The organism is Kineococcus terrestris, from assembly GCF_041020755.1.
GTDB classification, from domain to species: domain Bacteria; phylum Actinomycetota; class Actinomycetes; order Actinomycetales; family Kineococcaceae; genus Kineococcus; species Kineococcus terrestris.
Genome location: NZ_JBEUEI010000009.1, coordinates 71,698 through 93,664 on the forward strand (window position 1 = coordinate 71,698; position 21,967 = coordinate 93,664).

The 21,967-nt window shown below is 75.2% G+C and carries 17 protein-coding genes and 1 pseudogene; 9 read left to right on the forward strand and 9 right to left on the reverse strand.

The genetic code is table 11. The annotated features are described in order from the left end of the window. Positions 1–22 precede the first annotated feature (22 nt). From AB8M62_RS07645 to AB8M62_RS07655, 3 genes are all read right to left on the reverse strand, one after another. Positions 23–2,347: an endo-1,4-beta-xylanase gene (locus AB8M62_RS07645; RefSeq protein WP_369069123.1), complete on the reverse strand. Its 2,325-nt coding sequence runs from the start codon at positions 2,345–2,347 to the stop codon at positions 23–25. 176 nt (positions 2,348–2,523) lie between these two features. Beyond that, entirely contained in the window at positions 2,524–3,894 is a 1,371-nt protein-coding gene (locus AB8M62_RS07650) for a glucose-6-phosphate dehydrogenase (protein WP_369069124.1), read from the reverse strand. Then, on the reverse strand, positions 3,891–5,711 hold the full coding sequence (locus AB8M62_RS07655; protein ID WP_369069125.1) for a glycoside hydrolase family 15 protein: 1,821 nt from the start codon (positions 5,709–5,711) through the stop codon (positions 3,891–3,893). Before AB8M62_RS07655 ends, AB8M62_RS07650 begins: the two co-directional genes overlap by 4 nt. A 189-nt stretch (positions 5,712–5,900) precedes the next feature. On the opposite strand from AB8M62_RS07655, the gene AB8M62_RS07660 reads away from it, so the two are divergent. Genes AB8M62_RS07660 through AB8M62_RS07670 form a run of 3 tightly spaced genes read left to right on the forward strand, consistent with a single transcriptional unit; the run spans position 5,901 to position 8,342 of the window. Further along, positions 5,901–6,398: an NfeD family protein gene (locus tag AB8M62_RS07660; RefSeq protein WP_369054097.1), complete on the forward strand. Its 498-nt coding sequence runs from the start codon at positions 5,901–5,903 to the stop codon at positions 6,396–6,398. After that, positions 6,398–7,480, forward strand: coding sequence for an SPFH domain-containing protein (locus tag AB8M62_RS07665; RefSeq protein WP_369054099.1), 1,083 nt, complete (start codon positions 6,398–6,400; stop codon positions 7,478–7,480). The genes AB8M62_RS07660 and AB8M62_RS07665 overlap by 1 nt, the downstream gene beginning before the upstream one ends. Positions 7,481–7,508: 28 nt before the next feature. Continuing rightward, positions 7,509–8,342, forward strand: a complete 834-nt coding sequence (locus tag AB8M62_RS07670) for an MBL fold metallo-hydrolase (RefSeq protein ID WP_369069126.1) — start codon at positions 7,509–7,511, stop codon at positions 8,340–8,342. Here the strand turns inward: AB8M62_RS07670 and AB8M62_RS07675 are convergent. Continuing rightward, a complete protein-coding gene (locus AB8M62_RS07675) occupies positions 8,300–8,914 on the reverse strand; it encodes a hypothetical protein (RefSeq protein ID WP_369069127.1) in 615 nt (204 codons plus the stop codon). The two genes, AB8M62_RS07670 and AB8M62_RS07675, sit on opposite strands and share 43 nt — an antisense overlap. 224 nt (positions 8,915–9,138) lie before the next feature. On the opposite strand from AB8M62_RS07675, the gene AB8M62_RS07680 reads away from it, so the two are divergent. Both AB8M62_RS07680 and AB8M62_RS07685 read left to right on the forward strand, forming a co-directional pair. Then, positions 9,139–10,644 carry a cryptochrome/photolyase family protein gene (locus tag AB8M62_RS07680; RefSeq protein WP_369069160.1) on the forward strand — a complete coding sequence of 502 codons (1,506 nt, stop codon included), beginning with the start codon at positions 9,139–9,141 and terminating at the stop codon, positions 10,642–10,644. Positions 10,645–10,693: 49 nt separating this feature from the next. Continuing rightward, the gene (locus AB8M62_RS07685) at positions 10,694–11,080 is read left to right on the forward strand and encodes a PPOX class F420-dependent oxidoreductase (protein ID WP_373694884.1); all 387 of its coding nucleotides are present in this window, start codon (positions 10,694–10,696) and stop codon (positions 11,078–11,080) included. A 10-nt stretch (positions 11,081–11,090) separates the two neighbouring features. Here AB8M62_RS07685 and AB8M62_RS07690 read toward each other — a convergent pair whose 3' ends face one another. Further along, entirely contained in the window at positions 11,091–12,239 is a 1,149-nt protein-coding gene (locus AB8M62_RS07690) for a DNA glycosylase AlkZ-like family protein (protein ID WP_369069129.1), read from the reverse strand. A gap of 167 nt (positions 12,240–12,406) precedes the next feature. Between AB8M62_RS07690 and fdh the strand changes: the two are divergent. From fdh to AB8M62_RS07710, 4 genes and pseudogenes are all read left to right on the forward strand, one after another. Then, positions 12,407–15,652, forward strand: a pseudogene (gene fdh, locus AB8M62_RS07695) (formate dehydrogenase); the annotation flags it as partial. Positions 15,653–15,921: 269 nt separating this feature from the next. Then, on the forward strand, positions 15,922–17,007 hold the full coding sequence (locus AB8M62_RS07700) for a 4Fe-4S dicluster domain-containing protein (protein ID WP_369069130.1): 1,086 nt from the start codon (positions 15,922–15,924) through the stop codon (positions 17,005–17,007). Further along, positions 17,004–18,062 (forward strand): NrfD/PsrC family molybdoenzyme membrane anchor subunit, encoded by a 1,059-nt coding sequence (gene nrfD, locus AB8M62_RS07705; RefSeq protein WP_369054107.1) that lies wholly within the window; start codon positions 17,004–17,006, stop codon positions 18,060–18,062. Before AB8M62_RS07700 ends, nrfD begins: the two co-directional genes overlap by 4 nt. A gap of 39 nt (positions 18,063–18,101) precedes the next feature. Continuing rightward, positions 18,102–18,938, forward strand: coding sequence for a formate/nitrite transporter family protein (locus tag AB8M62_RS07710; protein ID WP_369069131.1), 837 nt, complete (start codon positions 18,102–18,104; stop codon positions 18,936–18,938). A gap of 16 nt (positions 18,939–18,954) precedes the next feature. Here AB8M62_RS07710 and AB8M62_RS07715 read toward each other — a convergent pair whose 3' ends face one another. The 4 genes from AB8M62_RS07715 to AB8M62_RS07730 form a co-directional block, all read right to left on the reverse strand. Next, complete coding sequence (locus AB8M62_RS07715; RefSeq protein WP_369069132.1) at positions 18,955–19,467, reverse strand: signal peptidase I; 513 nt, start codon at positions 19,465–19,467, stop codon at positions 18,955–18,957. Beyond that, complete coding sequence (locus AB8M62_RS07720) at positions 19,464–19,943, reverse strand: hypothetical protein (protein WP_369069133.1); 480 nt, start codon at positions 19,941–19,943, stop codon at positions 19,464–19,466. The genes AB8M62_RS07715 and AB8M62_RS07720 overlap by 4 nt, the downstream gene beginning before the upstream one ends. A gap of 46 nt (positions 19,944–19,989) precedes the next feature. Beyond that, complete coding sequence (locus AB8M62_RS07725) at positions 19,990–20,610, reverse strand: hypothetical protein (RefSeq protein WP_369069134.1); 621 nt, start codon at positions 20,608–20,610, stop codon at positions 19,990–19,992. A 122-nt stretch (positions 20,611–20,732) separates the two neighbouring features. Beyond that, positions 20,733–21,944, reverse strand: coding sequence for a pyridoxal phosphate-dependent aminotransferase (locus tag AB8M62_RS07730; RefSeq protein ID WP_369054114.1), 1,212 nt, complete (start codon positions 21,942–21,944; stop codon positions 20,733–20,735). Between the last annotated feature and the right edge of the window lie 23 nt (positions 21,945–21,967).

The window sequence follows — 21,967 nt, forward strand, 5'->3', positions numbered from 1 at the left end:
CCTCTCGTCGTCGACGGGTGGGTCAGCGGCGCACGTCGATCGTCACGTCGGCGCTGGACGTCACCTGGAACCCCGCGTCGTCGCGCACCGTCAGGGTGCACGTGAACGCGTGGGTGCCCGGCGCGGTGGGCCGCGCCCGCAGCACCAGGTTGCCGTTCTGCCCGCGCGGGTAGTCGCGGTTGGTGGCCTGCTGCAGCGCGCCGGGGGCGAGCTCCAGCGCGAACGGCGCGCCGCCGCCGGCCGGGGTGCAGGTCAGCGCGATGCTCTTGCCGACCAGCGTGCCCTCGCCGCGGTTGCCGAACTGGAGGGCGAGCTGCACGGTCTGGTTCGCGTTGGCGCGGACGACGGCACCGTCGCGGACCTCCAGGTACGGCTGGGTGCGCGAGGTGCCCGGGGCGACGACGACGTCGAACGTCGTGGGGGTCGCGGAGTTGCCGGCGCTGTCCTTCAGCGTGCACGTGACGGTCGTCGTGCCGACGGGGAACAGGTCGGCCGGTGCCGGCGAGCACGTCGGGCGCAGCGCCCCCTCGCGGGTGTCGCCGGCCACGGGCAGCGCGTAGTCGACGCGGGCGCCGGCGGGGCTGGTGGCGGTGGCCGACACGGTCGAGCGCTGCGCGATGCGCGGGCCGAGGAAGTCGGCCGGCCGCGCCGGCAGCTTCGACGGGTCGACGATGCCCCAGTAGGCGGGGGTGGCGTTCAGGTCGTCGTCGAAGGGCAGCGGCTGCTCCCACGGCCGGGGCAGGGGCCACGTGCGCAGCCAGGTGCGCGCGTTGCTGATGCCCCAGAACGTCACCGACTCGATCGAGCCGGAGTGCTTGCGCAGCACCGCGAACAGGTCGCGGTAGTAGTAGCCGTTCTCCACGCCGGCGGCCACGTCGTCGTCCGTGGCGCGCCGCGGCGCCCCGGTGCTGCCGACGTCGGCGGACAGCATCTCGGTGGAGGTGCTGACGTCCAGCTCGGTGATGACCTGCAGCAGGGGCTTGCCCTTGTCCCGGCTCAGCCGCTCGAAGGCCGTGAGGGAGTCGTCCAGCCACTGCACGGGGCGGGCGAAGTCGACGTGCACCTGGTGCCCGACGCCGTCGATCGGCACGCCGCGGTCCAGCAGGGCGCCGACGAGCTCGACGTAGTCGGCGCGCTTCTCGGGCATCTCGGAGTTGTAGTCGTTGATGAACAGCTTCGCGTCGGGGAAGTACTGGTCCGCCAGGCGGAACGCCTGGTCGACGAACTCCTCGCCGAGCACCTGGAACCAGCGGCTGTCGCGCATGTCGTGCGGGTTGGCGTTGTCGCCGTCGTTGACGACCTCGTTGACGACGTCCCACGCCCAGATCGGGTAGTTCCCGTCGGGGTAGCGCTTCTCCATGTGGTCCGCGATGCCCTTGATGTGGGCCTCCATGCGGGCCTTGAGGATCGCCTGGTCCGCCGGGGAGTTCGTCAGCGGCGTGCCGTCGGGGCGCTGGAACACCCAGGCGGGGGTCTGCGAGTGCCAGACGAAGACGTGCCCGTACACCTTCGTGCCGGTGCGGTCGGCGAAGTCGAGCAGGGTGTCCAGGCGGCTGAAGTCGAAGGTGCCCTCCCTCGGCTGCACGACCTCGGGCTTGCCGTCGTTCTCGGGGGTGATGGCGTTGAAGTGCTTCTGCACCATCTGCGAGGCCCGGCCGACGGTCTCGCGCTGGTCGACGGCCACGCCGACGTGCTCGAACCCGGCCGAGCCGAGGACGTCCTTGAGGGCCGGCACGTCCTGCAGGGGGGTCTGGACGGCCCCGGTGAGCGCGAAGTCGTCGAGCAGGAACGACACCCCGACGGGCCCCTCGACGTACAGCTCCGCGCGGTCGAGCCGGGTGGCGAGGGTGTAGGAACCGCGCAGCTGGGTCCAGCCGTCGGCGGTGACCTGGCCCGTGGCGATGTTCGCGTAGGAGCTGCTGCCGTTGCGGTCGCTCTGCAGCGTCACGGTGAGGCCGGTGGGCTGCTGCCCGGGTGCCAGGCGCGCCCAGGCGGAGACCTGGACGGTGTCGCCGACGGTCAGGGCGCCGGTGACGTCGAGGCTCGGGCCGTGCCAGTTCTGGGTGCGGCCGGTGACGGACAGCGCGCCGCTGCCCTCCCGGCCGGCGCCGGCGACCTGCTGGACGCTCACGCCGGCGCCGCGCGGGCCCCAGCCCTGCAGCCCCGTGTCGAAGGTCGCGCTGAGGAGCGCTGGCGCCTCGGCGGTGGTGCTGGTGGTGCTCGCGACGCTGGTGGCCCCGGTCGGCAGGGGCGCGGCGAGCGCGAGCGGGGCGGTCAGGGCCAGGCCGGTCAGTCCGGTGAGGGCGGCCAGGGCGCAGGTGCCGCCCGTGCGCAGGAGTCGTGTCACGGTTCGTCGTCCCCTCGGGGTGGATCAGGTGGCGTCGTTGCTCGATCCGCCTTCCGGAATGCTTCCGGAAGGCAGCGGCAGTAGAACACCCCCCGCCGGGGGACGGCAAGCCCCCCGCACTCACCGGGTGGGACCGGGCGGTGCGGGGGGCGCCGCAGGTGCCGGTAGGGGGCCCGTCAGGCGGGGCCGTCGCTCCCGGCGGGGTACTCGCGCAGCGGCACCTCGCCGCGCTCCCACGCCGCCAGGACGGGCTCGACGATGCGCCAGCCCTCCTCCGCCTCCGCCGCGTGCGCGGACAGGCGGGTGTCGCCGGCCACCACGGCCAGCAGGAGCTGCCCGTAGGGGCCCGGGTCCTGCCGGGCCAGCTCGGTGTCCAGCTCGGCGCTCTCCAGGTCGAACGGGTCGCCGCTGCCGTTGAGCTGCACCCGCAGCGACAGCCGGTCGGGGTCCAGCTGCAGGCGCAGCTCGTTGGCCGGCGGTCGGGGCCCGGCGAAGACGGCGTGCGGCACGTCGCGGAAGCGGACGACGACCTCGCGGCGGTCGGCGCCCAGCGCCTTGCCGGTGCGCAGCCGGAACGGCACCCCCGACCAGCGCCAGGTGTCCACGTGCAGCACGACCTCGGCGTAGGTCTCGGTGCCGCGCGCGGGGTCGACGCCGGGGGCGTCGACGTAGGCGTCGACGTGCTCGCCGTCCACCGTCCCGGCCGTGTAGCGCGCCCGGACGGTGGACGTGCGCACGGCCTCGTCGTCCAGCGGGCGCACCGCGCGCAGCACGTCGACCTTGCGGGCGCTCAGCTCCGCGGGGCGCATCGACTGCGGCGGTTCCATCGCTACGTACGTCAGCAGCTGCAGCAGGTGGTTCTGCACCATGTCGCGCAGCGCCCCGGAGCGGTCGTAGTAGTTCGCCCGCGCCTGCGCGTCGACGGACTCGTCGAAGACGATGTCGACCCCGGCGACGTGGGTGGAGTTCCACACCGCCTCGAAGAACCGGTTGGCGAAGCGCAGGCCGAGCACGTTGAGCACGGTCTGCTTGGCCAGGAAGTGGTCCACGCGGAACGTGCGCTCCTCGGGGACCACGCGCGCCAGCGCGGCGTTCAGGCGCCGCGCGCCCTCGCCGTCCTGGCCGAACGGCTTCTCCACCACGACGCGCGTCGCGGCCGGCAGCTCGACCTCGGCCAGCGCCTCGACGACGGGCTCGAACAGCACGTGCGGCAGCGCCAGGTACACCACGACCGGGTCGTCCCCGGCGTCCGCGCCCCTGCCGGCGGTGGCCAGCTCCAGCGCCCGCGACAGGTCGGCCGGGTCGGTGACGTCCCCGCGCAGGTACTCCGCGGTCGCGGTCAGGGACGCCGGCGCGCCCTGGGGCAGGCGGCCGGGGACCGGTTCCGCCAGCCGCTCGCGGAAACCCGCGGTGTCCAGGTCGTCCTGGGCGACGCCGACGACGCGCACGCCGCCGGCCACGTCGTCGGCGATCTGCGCGAGCGCCGGGAGCAGGTAGCGGCGGGTCAGGTCCCCGGTGGCCCCGAGGAGGACGAACTGGGCGGTCACGCGGCACCTCCGGTGTGGCGGGCGATGTTGACGGCGGTGCTGACCAGGCCGATGTGGGAGAAGGCCTGCGGGAAGTTGCCGAGGAAGGCGCCCGTGCCGGCGTCGACCTGTTCGGGCAGCAGCCCGACGTGGTTGGTGCGCGCCAGCAGGGACTCGAACAGCTGGACGCCGTCGTCGAGGCGGCCGGAGTGCACGAGGTTGTCGGCCCACCAGAACGAGCACAGCAGGAAGGCGCCCTCGTCCCCGGCCAGGCCGTCGGGGCTCTCGTGCGGCAGGTAGCGGTAGACCAGGCCGTCGCCGGCGCCGAGCCGGTCCACGACGGCCTCCACGGTGCGCACCATGCGCGGGTCGGAGGCCTCCACGACGCGGCGCAGCGGCAGCGCGAGCAGGCTGGCGTCCAGGGTGTCCTCGCCCTCGCCGAGGTGCTCGGTGAAGTGGCCGCGCTCGCCGACGGCCTCGCGCAGCAGCGTCTCGCGCACGGTGGCGGCCAGGGTCCCGAACCGCTCCGCGTCGGCGTCGCGGCCGGTCAGCCGGGCCAACCGGGCGGTGCGGTCGGCGGCCACCTGGCACATCGCCACCGAGTAGGTGAACGGCCGGCCTGCGTCGCGGATCTCCCAGATGCCGTGGTCGGGGGTGCGCCAGTTCTCCTCGGCCGTCACCGCCAGGCCCCGCAGCCGCCCCCACAGCTCCTCGTCGACCTCGCCGCCGTGGTGGGCCCACTGCCAGGCGCAGTCGAGCACCTCGCCGTACACGTCGTGCTGGACCTGGTCGGCCGCCGCGTTGCCCCAGCGCACCGGCGCCGAGCCGCGGTAGCCGCGCAGGTGGGGGTCGGTGAACTCGTCCGCGGGCGCGGTGCCGTCCAGCGTGTAGAGCACCTTGGGCCGGTCCTGGCCGCGGAAGGCGGACAGCACCCAGCGCAGGAAGGCGCCCGACTCCTGCTCCAGGCCGATCCGGCGCAGCGCGTAGACGCTGTACGCGGCGTCGCGCACCCACGTGAAGCGGTAGTCCCAGTTGCGCTCGCCGCCGATCCCCTCCGGCAGCGAGGAGGTCGGCGCGGCCACCAGGGCGCCGTTCTCGTGGTGGTCGCACAGCTTGAGGGTGATGGCGCTGCGCACGACGTCCTCGGTGTACGGGCCCTCGTGGGCCACCTGCCGCGTCCACTCCCGCCAGCGCTCCGCCGTGCGCTCCAGCGCCGCGGCGACGTCGTCGACGGTGCGCAGCGCCGTGGGCCCGTCGGCCCAGCGCAGCACGAGGCCGACGGCCTCGCCGGCGCGCAGGCGCACGCGGCCCTCCAGCCGCTCCAGTCCCGGCACCGGCCGGGTCGTCGACAGGGTCAGGTCGCGCCCGCCGTGCGGCCAGCGCAGGGCGAGCTCGTCCGCGCCGGCCGACACCTCCACGCCGCCGCGCGCGCGCAGGGAGCTGCGCAGCTCGACCTCCCCGTCCAGCACGCGCACGAGCCGCACCAGCTCGCCGGTGCCGGTGGGGCCGCCCACGCGCGGCGGTCCCGCCAGCGGCAGGGCGTCCAGCACCTCCACGACGCCGTCGCGGCCCTCGTGGCGCGCGCGCAGCTCGGTGCGCACGACGGCCGTGCGCGGCAGGTACTCCTGCCGCACGGACACCAGGCCCTCCGGCTGCAGCAGCCAGCGGCCGCCGCGCTCGGCGTCCAGCAGGGAGACGAAGAAGCCGGGCCCGTCGAAGCGCGGCAGGCACAGCCAGTCGACGGTGGCGTCCGTCGCCACGAGGGCGGCGGTCGTGCCGTCGCCGATGAGGGCGTGGTCCTCGATGGCGGGGTAGTCGCGGGGCGGCGGGGTCGTCACGAGCGCCAGTGCTACCAGTCGCGTCCGCCGCCCGCACGGCGGGAGCGGTTGCCCCGCAACGTGTTCCGGAGCGAGCAGCCCCTGTCCCAACGACCGGGGAGCCCGCCGGGTTCCCCGCGGCGGGGCACCGGCGCGGGGGCGTGCGGGCGCCGCCGCGCGTGCCTACGCTCTGGGCGGGAGGTGGTCGGCGTGGAGTGGGTGGAGAGCCTGGCCGAGCAGACCTGGCTGCTGTGGATCGCCGCGGCCCTCGTGCTCGGCGTGCTGGAGGTGACCAGCCTCGACCTGGTCTTCATGATGCTCGCCGGCGGTGCCCTGGCCGGCTCGCTCAGCTCGGCGCTCGGGCTCGGCTACGTCGGTCAGGTCCTCGTCGCCGCGCTGGTCGCCGGGACCCTGGCGCTGACCGTGCGCCCGCTGCTGCTGCGCCGGTTGCGGATGCCCCCGACCGGCACCACCAACACCCCCGCGCTCGTCGGGCGTGCCGCCGTGACGCTCGAGCCCGTCAGCGTCCGCGGCGGGCTCGTCAAGCTCGTCGGCGAGACGTGGTCGGCGCGCACCGCCACCGCCGGCCAGCTGATCCCCGCCGGCGAGGACGTCGTCGTCGTCGCCATCGACGGGGCCACCGCCGTGGTGGGTCCCGTCACCCCGCCGCCCGAGCCCGCCCCGAACTCCCCGGAGGAGAACCGCTGATGGTCACGCTGATCGTCCTGGTCCTGGTCGTCCTGTTCGTGGCGGTGGTCGTCGCCCGGACGATCCGGATCGTCCCCCAGGCGACGGCCGTCATCGTCGAGCGCCTGGGCCGCTTCTCGCGCACGCTCGACGCCGGGCTGCACATCCTCATCCCGTTCATCGACAAGGTGCGCGCCACCGTCGACCTGCGCGAGCAGGTCGTCTCGTTCCCGCCGCAGACGGTCATCACCTCCGACAACCTCGTCGTCAGCATCGACACCGTCATCTACTACCAGCCCACCGACCCGAAGGCGGCGACCTACGAGATCGCCAACTTCATCCAGGGCATCGAGCAGCTGACGGTCACCACGCTGCGCAACGTGGTCGGCTCGCTGGACCTGGAGCAGACGCTGACCAGCCGCGACCAGATCAACGGCCAGCTGCGCGGCGTCCTCGACGACGCCACCGGCCGCTGGGGCATCCGCGTCAACCGCGTCGAGCTCAAGGCGATCGACCCGCCGGCCAGCGTGCAGGACTCGATGGAGAAGCAGATGCGCGCCGAGCGCGACCGCCGCGCCGCGATCCTCAACGCCGAGGGCCTCAAGCAGTCGCAGATCCTCACCGCCGAGGGCGAGAAGCAGTCGCAGATCCTGCGCGCCGAGGGCCAGGCGCAGGCCGCGATCCTGCGCTCGCAGGGCGAGGCGCGCGCCATCACGCAGGTCTTCGACGCCATCCACCGCGGCGACCCGGACCCGAAGCTGCTGGCCTACCAGTACCTGCAGACGCTGCCGCAGATCGCCCGCGGCGACGCCAACAAGGTGTGGATCGTGCCCAGCGAGCTCAACGACGCCCTCAAGGGCTTCGGGAGCATGTTCAGCGCCCACGGCGGCGCGGGCGACGGCCGGGCGGACGGGGCCGGCGGGAACGGCGCCACCTCCGCGCGACCGCGCCGCGCGGAGGGCCAGGTCCCGGTCAGCGACCTGGAGGAGCCGACCCTGGAGGACCCGGCCGAGGCCCTGCAGCGGGCCCGCGCCGAGGCCGCCGGTGCCACCCGCGAGGCGGACCACGCGACCCGCAGCACCGGGCAGGCGCCCGGCGCGTGAGCCGCCGCGGGCGGGGTAGGTGACCGCTGTGGTCACCACCCCGCCCGCACCCGGGACCCTCGAGCTGACGTTCGTCGGCACCGCCACCGTGCTCCTGCGGTGGGGGAGCCTGACGCTGCTGACCGACCCGAACTTCCTGCACCGCGGCCAGCGCGCCTGGCTGGGCCGCGGGCTGGTCAGCCGCCGCCTGACCGACCCCGCGCTGCGGGTGGACGAGCTGCCGCCACTCGACGGGATCGTCCTGTCGCACCTGCACGGCGACCACTTCGACCGGGTCGCCCGCCGCGGCCTGGACCGCTCGGTGCCGGTGGTGACCACCCCGCACGCGCAGCGCCGCCTCGCCGGGCTGCACGGCTTCCGCGACGTGACGGGCCTGCGCACCTGGGACGACCGCGTCCTGCGCTCCGGGACCGACGAGGTGCGCGTGACCGCCGCCCCGGGCCGGCACGCCCCCCGCGCGCTGGGGCGCCTGCTGCCGCCCGTCATGGGCAGCGTGCTGGAGTTCTCGGGCCCGGCCGCGGGCGGCGGCCGCCACCGGCTGACGGTCTACGTCACCGGCGACACCCTGGCGGTGCCCGAGCTGCGCGAGCTGCCCCGCCGCTACCCGGAGGTGGACGTCGCCGTGCTGCACCTGGGCGGCACGACGCTGCCCGGCGGGATCGTCGTGACCATGGACGCCGTGCAGGGCGCGGACGTGCTGGAGCTCGTCGCGCCCCGCGCGGCCGTCCCGGTCCACCACGACGACTACCCGGTGTTCCGCTCGCCGCTGGCCGACTTCCGCGCGGAGACGCAGCGGCGCGGCCTCGCCGACGTCGTGCGCTACGTGGCGCGCGGGGAGACGGCGACGTTCTCGCGCTCGTGACGCCGGCCGCCCAGGGCCTCGGCCACGGCGGTGCGGCGCAGCTCCTCGATCCGCTCCAGCTGGCTGTCGGCGCGCTGCACCAGCTGCTCCAGCAGCGCCCCGTCGAGCCGCTCGTCGCGGGGGGCCAGCACCTGCAGGGACCGCCAGCCGGCCGCCTTGCCCTCCACCCCCATGAGCAGGACCTCCAGGTCGAACACCGACCCCAGCGGTGAGCGGCGCACCACGCGGCCGTTGAGCTTGAGGCGGGACAGCTTCTCGGCGATCCGGGCCGCCACCTGGCGCAGGCGCTGGCGCTCGACGCCGAGCTCGCGCATGAGGCGGCGCAGGGTGCGGCGGTCCTCGGCGATCTCCGTCGCCAGCTCCGCGAGCACGTCCCCGGCGGGGGTGCCGCGGTGCGCGCGGGCGGCCGCGCGGAAGCGCGACAGGCCGGCGGCCGACCCGGCGAGGTGGTCGTTGAGGTAGATCGCCAGCAGCTCGCGGTCGTGCCGGGCCGGAGGGGTCGGCTCCCAGCGGCCGGGCGCCTCGTGCGCGGGCTGGTGGGCGGTCTGGTGGGCGGGCTCGTGGGTGGGCACGTCGTCCTCTCCGGCGGGGACCCGCGGGTCCGTGCCTGGTGGTGCTGTCCTCGACGCAGGGGTACCCCGCCGCGGCCGGGGCGAACCCCCGCGGCCGGCCCGGGGTGCCCGCGGCGGGGGGTTCGGCCACAGTGGTGGCCGTGGTGGAGCGCACGCCCGGTCCGGTGGACGTCGAGGTCGACGCGGAGGTCGACGCGCAGGTCGACCCCGTCGAGGACGGTGACCTGCCCGAGCGGGCGCCGGGGACCCGCCGGTGGCTGTTCGCCGACCAGCTGGGCCCGCACTTCCTCGACGGCCCGCGCCAGCCGGTCCTGCTGCTGGAGTCCACCGACGTCTTCCGCCGCGGCCGCTTCCACCGCCGCAAGGCGCACCTGATCCTGTCCGCGCTGCGCCACCGCGCCCGCGAGCTGGGCGAGCAGGCGGTCTACGTGCAGGCCCCCACGTACGCGCAGGGCCTGGCCGAGGCGGGCCTCGCCGCCGGCGACCTCAGCGTGTGCGATCCCACCTCCTACCCGGCCCGCCGGTTCGTGCGGCGCCTGGGCGCGCAGGTGCTGCGCTCGCGGGGGTTCGTCGTCTCCGAGCCGCAGTTCCGCCGGTGGGCCGACGGCCGCGGCCGTCGGCGGCTGCTGATGGAGGACTTCTACCGCGACGTGCGCCGCCACCACGGGCTGCTCCTGGACGCGGGCGGCGGGCCGGTGGGCGGCTCGTGGAACTACGACCACGACAACCGCTTCGGCCCGCCGAAGCGGGCCGAGCGCCTCGACGTGGCCGAGCCCTGGTACCCGGCCGAGGACGACGTGGACGCGCAGGTGCGCGAGGACCTGGACCGCTGGGAGCGCGACGGGGACGTGGAGTTCACCGGCGAGGACGGCCCCCGCCGCTTCGCGGTGACGCGCCGGGAGGCGCTGCGGGTGCTGCGGCACTTCCTGGAGCACCGGCTGGAGCAGTTCGGCACCTACGAGGACGCGATGCTGCGCGGCGACCCGTGGATGGCGCACTCGCTGCTGTCCGCGCCGCAGAACCTCGGCCTGCTCGATCCGCTGGAGGTCGCCCGCCGCGCCGAGGAGCACGGCCGCGCCCACGGCGTGCGGCTGGCCTCGGTGGAGGGGTTCGTGCGCCAGGTGGTCGGCTGGCGCTCGTGGACGTGGCACCTGCACTGGTACCTGGGGGAGGACTACAAGCGCTCCAACGCGCTGGGCGCGACCACGCCGCTGCCGCGCTGGTTCGCCGACCTGGACGCCGACGCCGTGGACGCCGCGTGCCTGTCGCACGTCCTGCGCGGGGTCCGCGAGGAGGGCTGGGTCCACCACGTGCCGCGGCTGATGGTGCTGGGCGGCTGGGGCCTGCAGCGCGGGTACCGGCCCGACGAGCTGGCCGACTGGTTCTGGCGCAACTTCGTCGACGGCTACGACTGGGTGATGACCACCAACGTCGTCGGCATGAGCCAGCACGCCGACGGCGGCGTGCTGGCCACCAAGCCGTACACGGCCGGCGGCGCCTACGTGGACCGGATGAGCGACTTCTGCCGCGGCTGCCGCTACGACCCGAAGGTCCGCGTCGGGGAGGACGCCTGCCCGTACACCGCGGGGTACTGGAACTTCCTGGCCACCCGGCGGCCACTGCTGGAGGGCAACCGGCGGATGTCCCAGGCCCTTCGCGGCCTGGACCGGCTGGCCGACCTGGACGGGGTGCTGGAGCAGGAGGCGCGACGTGGCGACGGACCACCCTGAGCCGGGGGAACGGGCCTCCCGCGGTCCGGGCGACGCGGACTTCGACCGGCTGGCCGCCGCCCGCTACGTCCTGCTGACGACCTTCCGCCGCGACGGCACGCCCGTGGCCACCCCCGTGTGGACGGTCGTGGACGGCGACCGGCTGCTCGTGCTCACCGGCGCCGCCAGCGGCAAGGTGAAGCGGCTGCGCCGCGAACCGCGGGTCCTGCTGGCGCCCTGCCGGGCGCGCGGGCAGCGCACCGGCCCGGACGTCGAGGGCCGCGCCCACCTGCTGCCGGCGGACGTGGGCCCCGCGGTGCTGCAGGGGCTGGCCGACCGGTACCGGCTGCAGTTCCACGCCCTGCGGCTGGGCGAGGGGCTGCTGCGGCGGCTGCGGCGCGCGCCCGCCCCGCAGGAGGCGTTCCTGGAGCTGCGGGTGACCGGCGGCGCCGGCTGAGCCCGCCCGCTCACCCCTCCAGCGCGGCCCGCTCGAGCCCGCGGGCTGCGGCCAGCAGCGGCAGCTCGGCCTCCGCGCCGGCCCGCACGCGCTCGTCCAGCGGCGGCTCGCCGTCCCAGGGCGCCAGCCGCGCGAGGAGGCGGCGGCCGCGGGCGCTGGCGCGCCACGTCCCCGCGACCTCGCCGTCGACGAGGACGGCACCGGGCGCCCCGACGGGCCGCCACAGCTGCCGCTGCCGCTCGCGGCCGGGGACGGTGAGGTCCCGGTCGCGCGCCTGCAGCCACGGGTCGCCCGGCGGCAGCAGCCGCACGCCGCGCGGGGACGGCGCGCCGTCCGGGAGGGCACCGGCGGCGAACGCCACCCGCTCCCGCCCGTCACCGCCGCGCACCCGCAGCTCCACCGCGTCCGCGGGCCACACCGCGCGCAGCGCCCGCGCGCTCGCGCCCAGGTAGGCGGCCACGTCGGCGACCGGCGCGGGTCCCAGCAGCGCCAGGTACCGGCGGACCAGCTCCTCCGTGCCCGAGGCCCGCTCCGGGGGGCCGGTGACCTCCGCCAGCAGGCGGAAGCGGGTGCCCCGCCCGGTGCGCACGAGCTCCGCCCCGCCGGCCAGCCCGGCCGCCTGCAGGAGCGCGCCGGACACGTGCCGCGCCCCGCACGGCGCGCAGTCGTGGCTGAGCGCCGCCGGCACCCGCCGCGTCACCCCGGCCGACAGCGCCGCCTTGTCCAGGCCGTCCCCGCCGGGCGCGGCCGCCGGCCCGCCCTCGGCCAGCACCTCGCGCACCGCGAGCGCGACGCGGGTGAACGCGCCCACGCCCAGGGCCGCCGCACCGGCGACCTGGGCCGGCACCCGCGCGGCCGCGTCGGCGTCGTCCAGCGGCCACGTCGCGGCGGCCAGCCGCGCCAGGTCCCCGCGCCGGTGCAGGGCCGGCGCGCCGCGCGCGCCCCAGACGAGCGCCAGCCCCCCGTCCACGGCGGCCCCGCGGACCGCCAGCGCGCTCGCGGCCGCCGGCGCCGGCACGTCCGCCACCCCGAGGGCGGTCACGGCGCAGGCGCTGCCGGCCCGGCCCGTCGCCGGGCGGTGCAGCTCCTGCGCCCGCCAGCGGTGCGCGAGGACCGCGCCCCGGTCCACGACCGGGGCGGGGGAGCCGGTGGTGCCCACCACCGCAGTGCAGCACCGCGGCGCGCCCCGGTCCAGGTCCGGGGCGGGTTCCCGGGCGGGTTCCCGGGCGGGTCCCGCGCGGGTCGCATCGCGTCGCGCGGGGGCCGGGGTTAGGGTCGGCCCGACGGGGGCGCAGGTGCCGCCGGTTGTGACGACGGGGGGTGCGCGTGGGGCTCAAGACCTTCCTCGAGGGCTGGCCGGTGTACCGGCAGATCACCGGGGACGACCCCCTGGGCCGCGGGGCGGCCACGCAGTCGGCGCGATCGCGCTCCCTGCAGCCGCGCACCGCCTCGGCCGACCGCGTCGCCAAGTCCGTGTGCCCGTACTGCGCCGTCGGCTGCGGCCAGCGCGTCTACGTCAAGGACGAGAAGGTCGTCCAGATCGAGGGCGACCCGGACAGCCCGCACTCGCGCGGGCGCCTGTGCCCGAAGGGCTCGGCCAGCGAGCAGCTCGTCAACGGCGACGCGCGCGTGACGACGGTCAAGTACCGCGCCCCGTACGCCACCGAGTGGAGCGACCTCGACCTCGACACGGCGATGGAGATGATCGTCGACCGCGTCCTGGACGCCCGCCGCCGCGGCTGGCAGGACACCGACGAGCAGGGCCGCCGGCTCAACCGCACGATGGGGATCGCCAGCCTGGGTGGCGCCACGCTGGACAACGAGGAGAACTACCTCATCAAGAAGCTGTTCACCGCCATGGGCGCCATCCAGGTGGAGAACCAGGCGCGCATTTGACACTCCGCCACGGTGCCCGGTCTGGGTGCCTCGTTCGGTCGCGGTGGGGCCACCGGTGACCAGCAGGACCTGATCAACTCGGACGTCATCGTCATCGAGGGATCGAACATGGCCGAGTGCCACCCCGTCGGCTTCCAGTGGGTCATGGAGGCCAAGGCGCGGGGGGCGAAGGTCATCCACGTGGACCCGCGGTTCACGCGCACCAGCGCCGTCGCGGACACGTACGTCCCGATCCGCTCGGGCACCGACATCGTGTTCCTGGGCGCCATCGTCAACCGCGTCCTGACGCAGGAGCGGGACTTCCGCGAGTACGTCCTGGCGTACACGAACGCCTCGTGGATCGTCAGCGAGGACTTCCAGGACACCGAGGACCTCGACGGCCTGTTCTCCGGCTTCGACGTGGAGACCCGCGCCTACGACACGAAGTCCTGGCAGTACGCCGGCTCGGAGGGCTCCGGCGACGAGGAGGAGGAGACCGAGCGCGACAGCGAGAGCGAGTCCTCCCAGCAGCTGGGTTCCGGCGGTGCCGCGGTCGAGCACCGCTCCATCCAGCGGGACGAGACCCTGCAGCACCCCCGCACGGTCTGGCAGGTCCTCAAGCGGCACTTCTCCCGCTACACCCCGGAGATGGTCGAGGAGGTCTGCGGCATCCCCACCGACCTGTTCGACGAGGTCGCCGAGGCGTGGATCTCCAACTCGGGCCGGGAGAAGACGGGCGCCCTGGTCTACAGCGTGGGCTGGACCCAGCGCGGCACGGGTGTGCAGTACATCCGCACCGGCGCCATCCTGCAGCTGCTGCTGGGCAACATGGGCCGCCCCGGCGGCGGGATCCTCGCCCTGCGCGGGCACGCCAGCATCCAGGGCTCCACCGACATCCCGACCCTGTACAACCTGCTGCCCGGCTACCTGCCGATGCCGCACGCGGAGAAGCACACCGACCTGGCCACCTACGTCGGGGAGATCCGCGGCGAGGGCCAGAAGGGCTTCTGGGGCAACGCGGAGTCCTACGCCGTCAGCCTGCTCAAGGCGTACTTCGGCGACGCCGCCACCGCGGACAACGACTACCTGTTCGACGAGCTGCCCCGCATCAACGCCGACCACGGCACCTACGGGCAGGTCATGGACATGATCGCCGGCGGGAAGATCTTCGGGTACTTCCTGCTGGGCCAGAACCCGGCCGTCGGCTCGGCCAACGGGCGCGCGCAGCGCCTGGGCATGGCGAACCTCGACTGGGTCGTCGTCCGCGACCTCGTGATGATCGAGAGCGCGACGTTCTGGAAGGACTCCCCGGAGATCGCCACGGGGGAGATCGTCCCCGAGGAGTGCCGCACCGAGGTCTTCTTCCTGCCCGCCGCCACGCACGTGGAGAAGGAGGGCACCTTCACCCAGACGCAGCGGCTGCTGCAGTGGCGGGAGAAGGCCGTGGAGTCCCCGGACGACGCCCGCAGCGAGCTGTGGTTCTTCTACCACCTGGGCCGGATGATGAGGGAGCGCCTGGCCGGCTCCACCGATCCGCGCGACCGGCTGCTGCTCGACGTCGCCTGGGACTACCCCCTGCACGGCGAGCGCGACGAGCCCGACGCCGAGGCCGTGCTGCGCGAGATCAACGGCTACGACCTCACCTCGGGGGAGCTGCTCGACGGGTTCGCGCAGATGAAGCCCGACGGCACCACCTCCGGCGGCTGCTGGATCTACTCCGGCGTCTACGCGGGCGGGGTCAACCAGGCCGCGCGCCGCAAGCCCGGGCGCGAGCAGTCCCTGCACGCGCACGAGTGGGGCTGGGCGTGGCCGATGAACCGGCGCGTGCTCTACAACCGCGCCTCGGCCGACCCGGACGGCAAGCCGTGGAGCGAGCGCAAGAAGCTCGTGTGGTGGGACGAGGTGCAGCAGCGCTGGACCGGCGACGACGTGCCCGACTTCGAGGTCACCAAACCGCCGTCGTACCGGCCGCCGGAGGGCGCCACCGGCGTGGAGGCCATCGCCGGCGACGACCCGTTCATCATGCAGTCCGACGGCAAGGGCTGGCTGTACGCGCCCAAGGGCGTCGTGGACGGTCCGCTGCCCACGCACTACGAGCCGGCCGAGTCGCCGTTCCGCAACAGCCTCTACACGCAGCAGCAGAACCCGGCGCGCGAGGTGTACACCAACCACCTCAACGAGGTGCACCCCAGCCCGCCGGAGAGCGGCAGCGAGGTCTACCCGTACGTGTGGTTCACCTCGCGCCTGACCGAGCACCACACCGCCGGCGGGATGAGCCGCTTCCTGCCGTACCTGGCGGAGCTGCAGCCGGCGCTGTTCATGGAGGTCTCCCCGGAGCTGGCCGCCGAGCGCGGTCTGGAGCACCTGGGCTGGGCGCACGTGGTCACCGCGCGCGCCGCGGTCGAGGCGCGCGTGCTGGTCACCGACCGGCTGACGCCGCTGAAGGTGCAGGACCGCCTCGTGCACCAGGTGTGGCTGCCGTACCACTGGGGACCGGGCGGGCTGACCACCGGCGACGTCGTCAACGACATCGCCCACCTGACGCTGGACCCCAACGTGCACATCCAGGAGTTCAAGGCCGGCACGTGCGACGTGCGCCCGGGCCGGCGCCCGCAGGGGCGCGCGAACCTCGACCTCGTCGACGCCTACCGGCGCCGCGCCGGGGTCACGATGGCCACGGGCAGCGTCGCGGTGACGAAGGAGCTGGTGGAGCCGGGCGGGCGCAGCCGCGTCGAGCAGGCCACCACCGGCGCCGTCGCGGTGGGCACGGGGGAGCGCACCGAGCACCTGGAGGAGGTCGTCTCCGTCCGGCACGAGGTGCGCTCGCGGCCCGGCGAGCCGGAGCAGCACGGCGCCCCGGTGCGCCTGCTGCGCCCCGGCGCCGGCCCCGGCGGCACCGGCGACGACGTGGACGGCAGTCCCGGTGAGGGGCCCGCGGCCGCCACCGGCGAGGAGGAGGAGCGGTAGTGGTCTCGCGCACCAGCCTGTACGGGCGGCTCGACGACGTCGCCGGCGATGCCGGGTACGCCGACCCGCCGCCGCGCAAGGGGTTCTTCACCGACACCTCCGTCTGCATCGGCTGCAAGGCCTGCGAGGTCGCCTGCAAGGAGTGGAACGCCGTCCCCGAGGACGGCATCGACCTGCTGGGGATGAGCTACGACAACACCGGCGGCCTGGGCGCGGACTCCTGGCGCGCGGTGGCGTTCGTCGAGCAGTCGCGCCCGATCGGGAACAAGAGCGCCCCCTTCGCGGGCACGCCGACGGGGCGCACCTCCACGGGCCTGCAGCAGGACGTCGTGTCCGCCGGTGTCGACGTCTTCGAGGAGGCCTCCCGGCTGGGCTCGGGCGTCGAGGGCGGGCAGCCGCTGGCCGACCGGGCGGTCGAGGCGGCCCGCGGGGCGGACACCTCCGGCAGCCGCGGTGCGCAGTTCCTGGGGATGCCCGGCATGACGGCGCCCGCGCCGGTGCCCGACCGCGAGGGCCGCCAGGACGTGCGCTGGCTGATGATGTCCAACGTCTGCAAGCACTGCACGCACGCCGCCTGCCTGGACGTGTGCCCCACGGGCGCGCTGTTCCGCACCGAGTTCTCCACCGTCGTGGTGCAGGACGACGTCTGCAACGGCTGCGGGTACTGCGTCTCGGCGTGCCCCTACGGCGTGATCGACAAGCGCGAGGGCGACGGCCGGGCCTGGAAGTGCACCCTGTGCTACGACCGGCTCAAGGACGACGAGACGCCCGCGTGCGCGAAGGCGTGCCCGACGGAGTCCATCCAGTACGGCGACCTCGACGAGCTGCGCGAGCGCGCCGAGAAGCGCCGGAAGCAGCTGCACGACGTCGGGGTCACCGAGGCGCGCCTGTACGGGGAGGACCCCGACGACGGCGTGGGCGGCGACGGCGCGTTCTTCCTCCTGCTCGACGAGCCGGAGGTGTACGGGCTGCCGCCGGACCCGGTGGTCACCACCCGCGACCTGCCCTCGATGTACAAGCACATGCTCGTCGCGGCCGGGGCGATGGTCCTGGGGGTCGCGGCCGCCGCGGCGGGCCGCCGGTGAGCGCGCAGCAGCGGTCCGCCACGGCGACCGAGCCCACGGGCGGCTACGCGGCCCGGATGTGGGAGGCCGGCATCGGCCACCGCGGCGGCGGGCGCAAGGGCAAGCGCGGCGACGTCAACGCCGTCGTGCCCGAGGCGGAGTTCGGCTCCTACTACGGCCGCGCCGTCCTCAAGCCGCCGACGTGGACGCACGAGATCGCCTACTACCTGTTCACCGGCGGCCTGGCCTCCGGGTGCTCGATGCTGGCGGCCGTCGCCGACGCGCGCGGGCACACCGCGGCCCGGCGCGGGCTGCGGATCACCTCGCTGGGCGCGGTCGGCGCCAGCGCGTACTTCCTCATCGTCGACCTCGGCCGCCCGGACCGCTTCTACAACATGCTGCGGATGGCGAAGATCACTTCGCCGATGTCCGTGGGCACGTGGATCCTGTCGGCCTTCGGGCCGCTGTGCGGGGTCGCGGCCGTCTCCGAGGCCGCGGACCTGCTGCCCCGCGAGGGCGCGGCCGGGGCGCTGCGCCGCCTGGTGCGCGCCGGGGGCAGCGCCGCCGGGGCCGGTGCCGCGCTCACCGCGCCGCTGCTGGCCACGTACACCGCCGTGCTGTTCGCGGACACCGCCGTGCCCAGCTGGCACGAGCCGTACCGCGAGCTGCCGTTCGTCTTCGGCGGCAGCGCCCTGGCCGCCGGTTCCGGCGCCGCCCTGGTGCTCGCACCGCCCGCGCAGACGGCCACCGCGGCCCGGCTGGCCGCCCTCGGCGCGACCGCGGAACTGGTGGCCGCGCACCGGATGGAGTCCGCGCACGGCATCGTCAGCGAGCCCTTCCACACCGGCCGACCCGCCCGGTTCCTCAGGGCCGCCCGCGCGCTGACCGTCGCGGGGGCGGCCGGCGCGGTGCTGGGCCGGCGCTCGCGCGTCGTGGCCGCGCTGTCCGGGGTGAGCCTCATGGCCGGCTCGCTGCTGACGCGCGTGGCGGTGTTCGAGGCGGGGGTCGCCTCCACGCTGGACCCCAAGTACGTCGTCGTCCCGCAGCGCGAGCGGCTGGCCGCCCGCGCCGGCTGAGGTGCGGCCGCCGGTCCGGACCGGCGGGGAGGAGTGACCGTGGCCTACAAGGGTCCCGACGACGTCGCGGTCGCGGCCGTCGCGGCGGGTGCGAAGAAGGCGTCGCTGCCGCTGCCGAAGATGCTCGTCGGCGGGTTCCTCGCCGGCGCCTACATCGCCTTCGCCGGGCTCATCGCCGTGGACACCACCGCGGGCCTGGACCCCGCGCTGTGGGGCGGGATCGTCACGCTGCTCAACGGGGCCGTGTTCACCCTCGGCCTGGTCCTCGTGCTCGTCGCGGGTGCCGAGCTGGTCACCGGGAACATGGCGCTGGTGCCGATGGCGGTGCTGCAGGGGCGCACCACCGTCGGCAAGCTCGCCGCCAACATCGCCGTGCTGCTGGTGGCCAACCTGCTCGGCGCGCTGTTCGTGGCCTACGTCCTGGCCGTCGCGACGGGGGTGGTCGGCGGGCCCGACGCGGCCGAGGGCACCACGGCCGCCGCCAACCACGAGCGGCTGGCCGGGCTGGCCACGACGAAGGCCGTGGGGGAGGAGCACCACGAGGTGTTCCTGCGCGCCGTGGGCTGCAACTGGCTGGTCTGCCTGGCGGTGTGGATGTCGCTGGCCGCCGAGGACGTGGCCGGCAAGGTGCTGGCGGTGTTCTTCCCCATCACCGCGTTCGTGGCCCTCGGGTTCGACCACGTCGTGGCCAACATGTTCTTCCTGCCCGCCGCGTGGTTCGCCGGCGTCCCCGGTTTCGGGTGGGGCGACATCCTGCTGAACTGGCTGTTCGCGCTGCTGGGCAACCTGGTGGGCGGCGGGGTTTTCGTCGGCCTGGCCTACTGGTTCCTGCACCTGCGCGGCCGCGAGCGCGAGGCTCCGCAGGCCGGGGCCTGAGCGGCCCGGCGGGTCCTCAGTCGCCGCAGGTGCACGGCGGGTCGTGGCGCGCCGCCGCCACCTGGCGGGCCTCCACCAGGAGCAGGAGACCGCCCACGCCCAGCGCCGCGGTCGCGGTCCCGCCCGCCAGCACCCACCCCAGCAGCGGCAGCGCCCAGCGCGCCCGCGCCAGGTCCGCGTCGTCGAGGGCCACCGTCCACGGGTCCGCCGTCGCGTTCGCGTCCCCGCGGGTGGTCACGGCCCGCCCGCCGTCCCGCCCCCCGTCCGGCTCGGAGACGGCGGTGACGCGGTGCAGGACCGGCCGGCCGCCCGTGTCGTAGGGGGCCGGCGGGCGGAACGCGACGACGTCCCCCACGCGCACGTCCGGACCCGCCAGCGGTGTCGTCACCACGAGGCTGCCCCGCGGGAAGGCCGGGGTCATCGACCCGGTGAGCACGGGGACGACCCGCGCGCCGAGGAGGTGGGCGGCGAGCACGAGCAGGGCCGGCAGCACGAGCACCGCCCAGCCCGTCCGCGCCCGGGCGCTCACGAGGTGGTCCGGTCGCGACCGGGGGGCGCCGCGGCGGCGGCCGACAGGGTGAGCGTCGTGACGGCCGTCGCGGTCCACCGCAGCCTCAGGTGCGCGCCGGTGCCCGGAGCCATCGCCGGCGTGGTCCACGCCTGCCCCGCCGCGGCGCTCGTCAGGGGCAGCACGGACCCCCCGCACGTCGCGGACACCGCGGTGGTGGTCCACGCCGTGGAGCACGCCTCGAGCTGCCCCCCGAGCGAGACCAGGGACGACGAGCGCAGCGTCAGGACGAGGGTCGTCGGGACGCTCGAGGTGTTCGTCACCGCCAGGTGCTCCGCGCTCAGGACGCCGGCGAGCGTCGAGGTGCTCCACGTCGCGCGGTCCGCGGAGACGCCGGGCCTCGCGGCGAACTCCGCGCTCAGGCGGGCGCTGGACACCGTCGAGGTGGTCGTGGCCGCCCCCTGCCACGCCCCGTGGGCGGGGAGCCCGGTGAGCACGACCACCACCGGAGCGCTCAGGAGCACTCCCACCCGGCGCACGCCGTCAGCCGTTCGTGCGGTCGCGCCCACCGACGAGCGTGCTCGTCACGCGGATCGACAGGGTCGACGACTCGGCCTGGACGCCCGAGGGCGCGGCACCGTTGAAGGTGAACTTGTACCGCAGCCGCTGGACGGCGCCCGCGCCCGGCGCGATCGTCCCGTGGTCCACGGCGCGGCCGGCCGCCGTGATGCTCCCCGGTGCGCCGACGGGGGTGCCGGCCGCACCGGCGCAGCCGAGCTGGCCGGTGCTCCAGGCGCTCGGGCAGCTGGCGACCTCGACGTCCAGCCACGGCGCGAGGGCACCCGTCGCGCTCACCAGACCCGTGAAGGCCGCGGCGGTGGAGCCGTCGTTGCGCACGTCGACGTAGCGGTAGAAGAAGTCCCCGGGCACGAGGTTGGCGATGCTCGCCGTCAGCGGCATGCCGTTGGCGGGCAGCACCTCCACCGCCGCGGTGGCGGCCGTCACCGACGAGGGCGCGGCGTCCTTGCTGACGTTCCAGCTGGCCAGGGCGCCGGTGCCGACGAGGGTCGTGCCGCCCACGGCGAGCAGGGCGGTCAGCAGGCGCCGCCGGCGCCGGGCGCGCGCGGCGGGGCACGCGGGTGCGTGGAGGTCGGTCGTGGTCACGGGGTCACCTGCCGGTCGGGGTGGGACCGGCCCCTAGCGCGGACCGGCGCGGTCAACTAGTTGATCGACCGGCGGTGCCCCGCCTTGACCCGGACGCGTGACCCCCGAAGGGGCCGGCCGCCTCAGCTCCTGCGGCGCTCCAGGAACGAGGCGATGCGCCCCACCGCCGTCTCCAGCGTCTCCACGTGCGGCAGCGTGACGATGCGGAAGTGGTCCGGGTGCGGCCAGTTGAACCCGGTGCCCTGCACGACGAGCACGTGCTCCTGCTCCAGCAGGTCCAGCACCAGCTGGTAGTCGCTGTGCACGCGGTGGACCTCCGGGTCCAGGCGCGGGAAGCAGTACAGGGCGCCGCGCGGCCTGACGCAGCTGACGCCGGGGATCTCGTTGAGCAGCTCCCACGTGCGCCGCGACTGCTCGGCCAGCCGCCCGCCGGGCAGCACGAGGTCGGTGATCGACTGGTGCCCGCCCAGGGCGGCCTGCACGACGTGCTGGGCGGGCACGTTCGCGCACAGGCGCATGTTCGCCAGCAGGTCCAGGCCCTCGATGAAGCTGGCCGCGTGGTGCTTGGGACCGGACACGACCATCCACCCCGAGCGGAACCCCGCCACCCGGTACGCCTTGGACAGGCCGTTGAACGTCAGGCACAGCACGTCGGGGGCCACGGCCGCCGTCGAGACGTGCGTCGCCCCGTCGTAGAGGATCTTGTCGTAGATCTCGTCGCTGAGCAGGAGCAGCCCGTGCCGGCGGGCCACCTCGGCGATCCGCTCCAGCACCGGGCGCTCGTACACCGCGCCCGTGGGGTTGTTGGGGTTGATGACGACGACGGCCTTGGTGCGCTCGGTGACCAGCGAGGCCAGGTGCTCGGTGTCCGGGGCCCACCCGTCGGACTCGTCGCAGCGGTAGTGCACGGCCTTCCCCCCGGCCAGGCTGACCGCCGCCGTCCACAGCGGGTAGTCCGGCGCGGGCACCAGGACCTCGTCGCCGTCGTCCAGCAGCGCCTGCATCGCCATGACGATCAGCTCGCTGACGCCGTTGCCGAGGTAGACGTCCTCGACGTCCACACCCGCGAGGTCCTTCTGCTGGCTGTACTGCATGACGGCCCGCCGCGCCGACAGCAGCCCCTTGCTGTCGCTGTAGCCCTGCGCCTGCGGCAGGTTGGCGACCATGTCCTCCAGCAGCTCCGGCGGCGCCTCGAAGCCGAACGGGGCGGGGTTGCCGATGTTCAGCTTCAGGACCCGCTGCCCGGCCTGCTCCAGCTCCTGGGCGCGGGTCAGCGCGGGGCCCCGGACGTCGTAGAGGACACCGGCGAGCTTGGTCGACTGGAGGATCTGCACCCTGCCGATCCTGCACCCCGGAG

Coding starts and splice junctions, on each gene's coding strand:
- AB8M62_RS07665 (WP_369054099.1), top strand. CDS start 6,398: ATGGTCACGCTGATCGTCCTGGTCCTGGTCGTCCTGTTCGTGGCGGTG.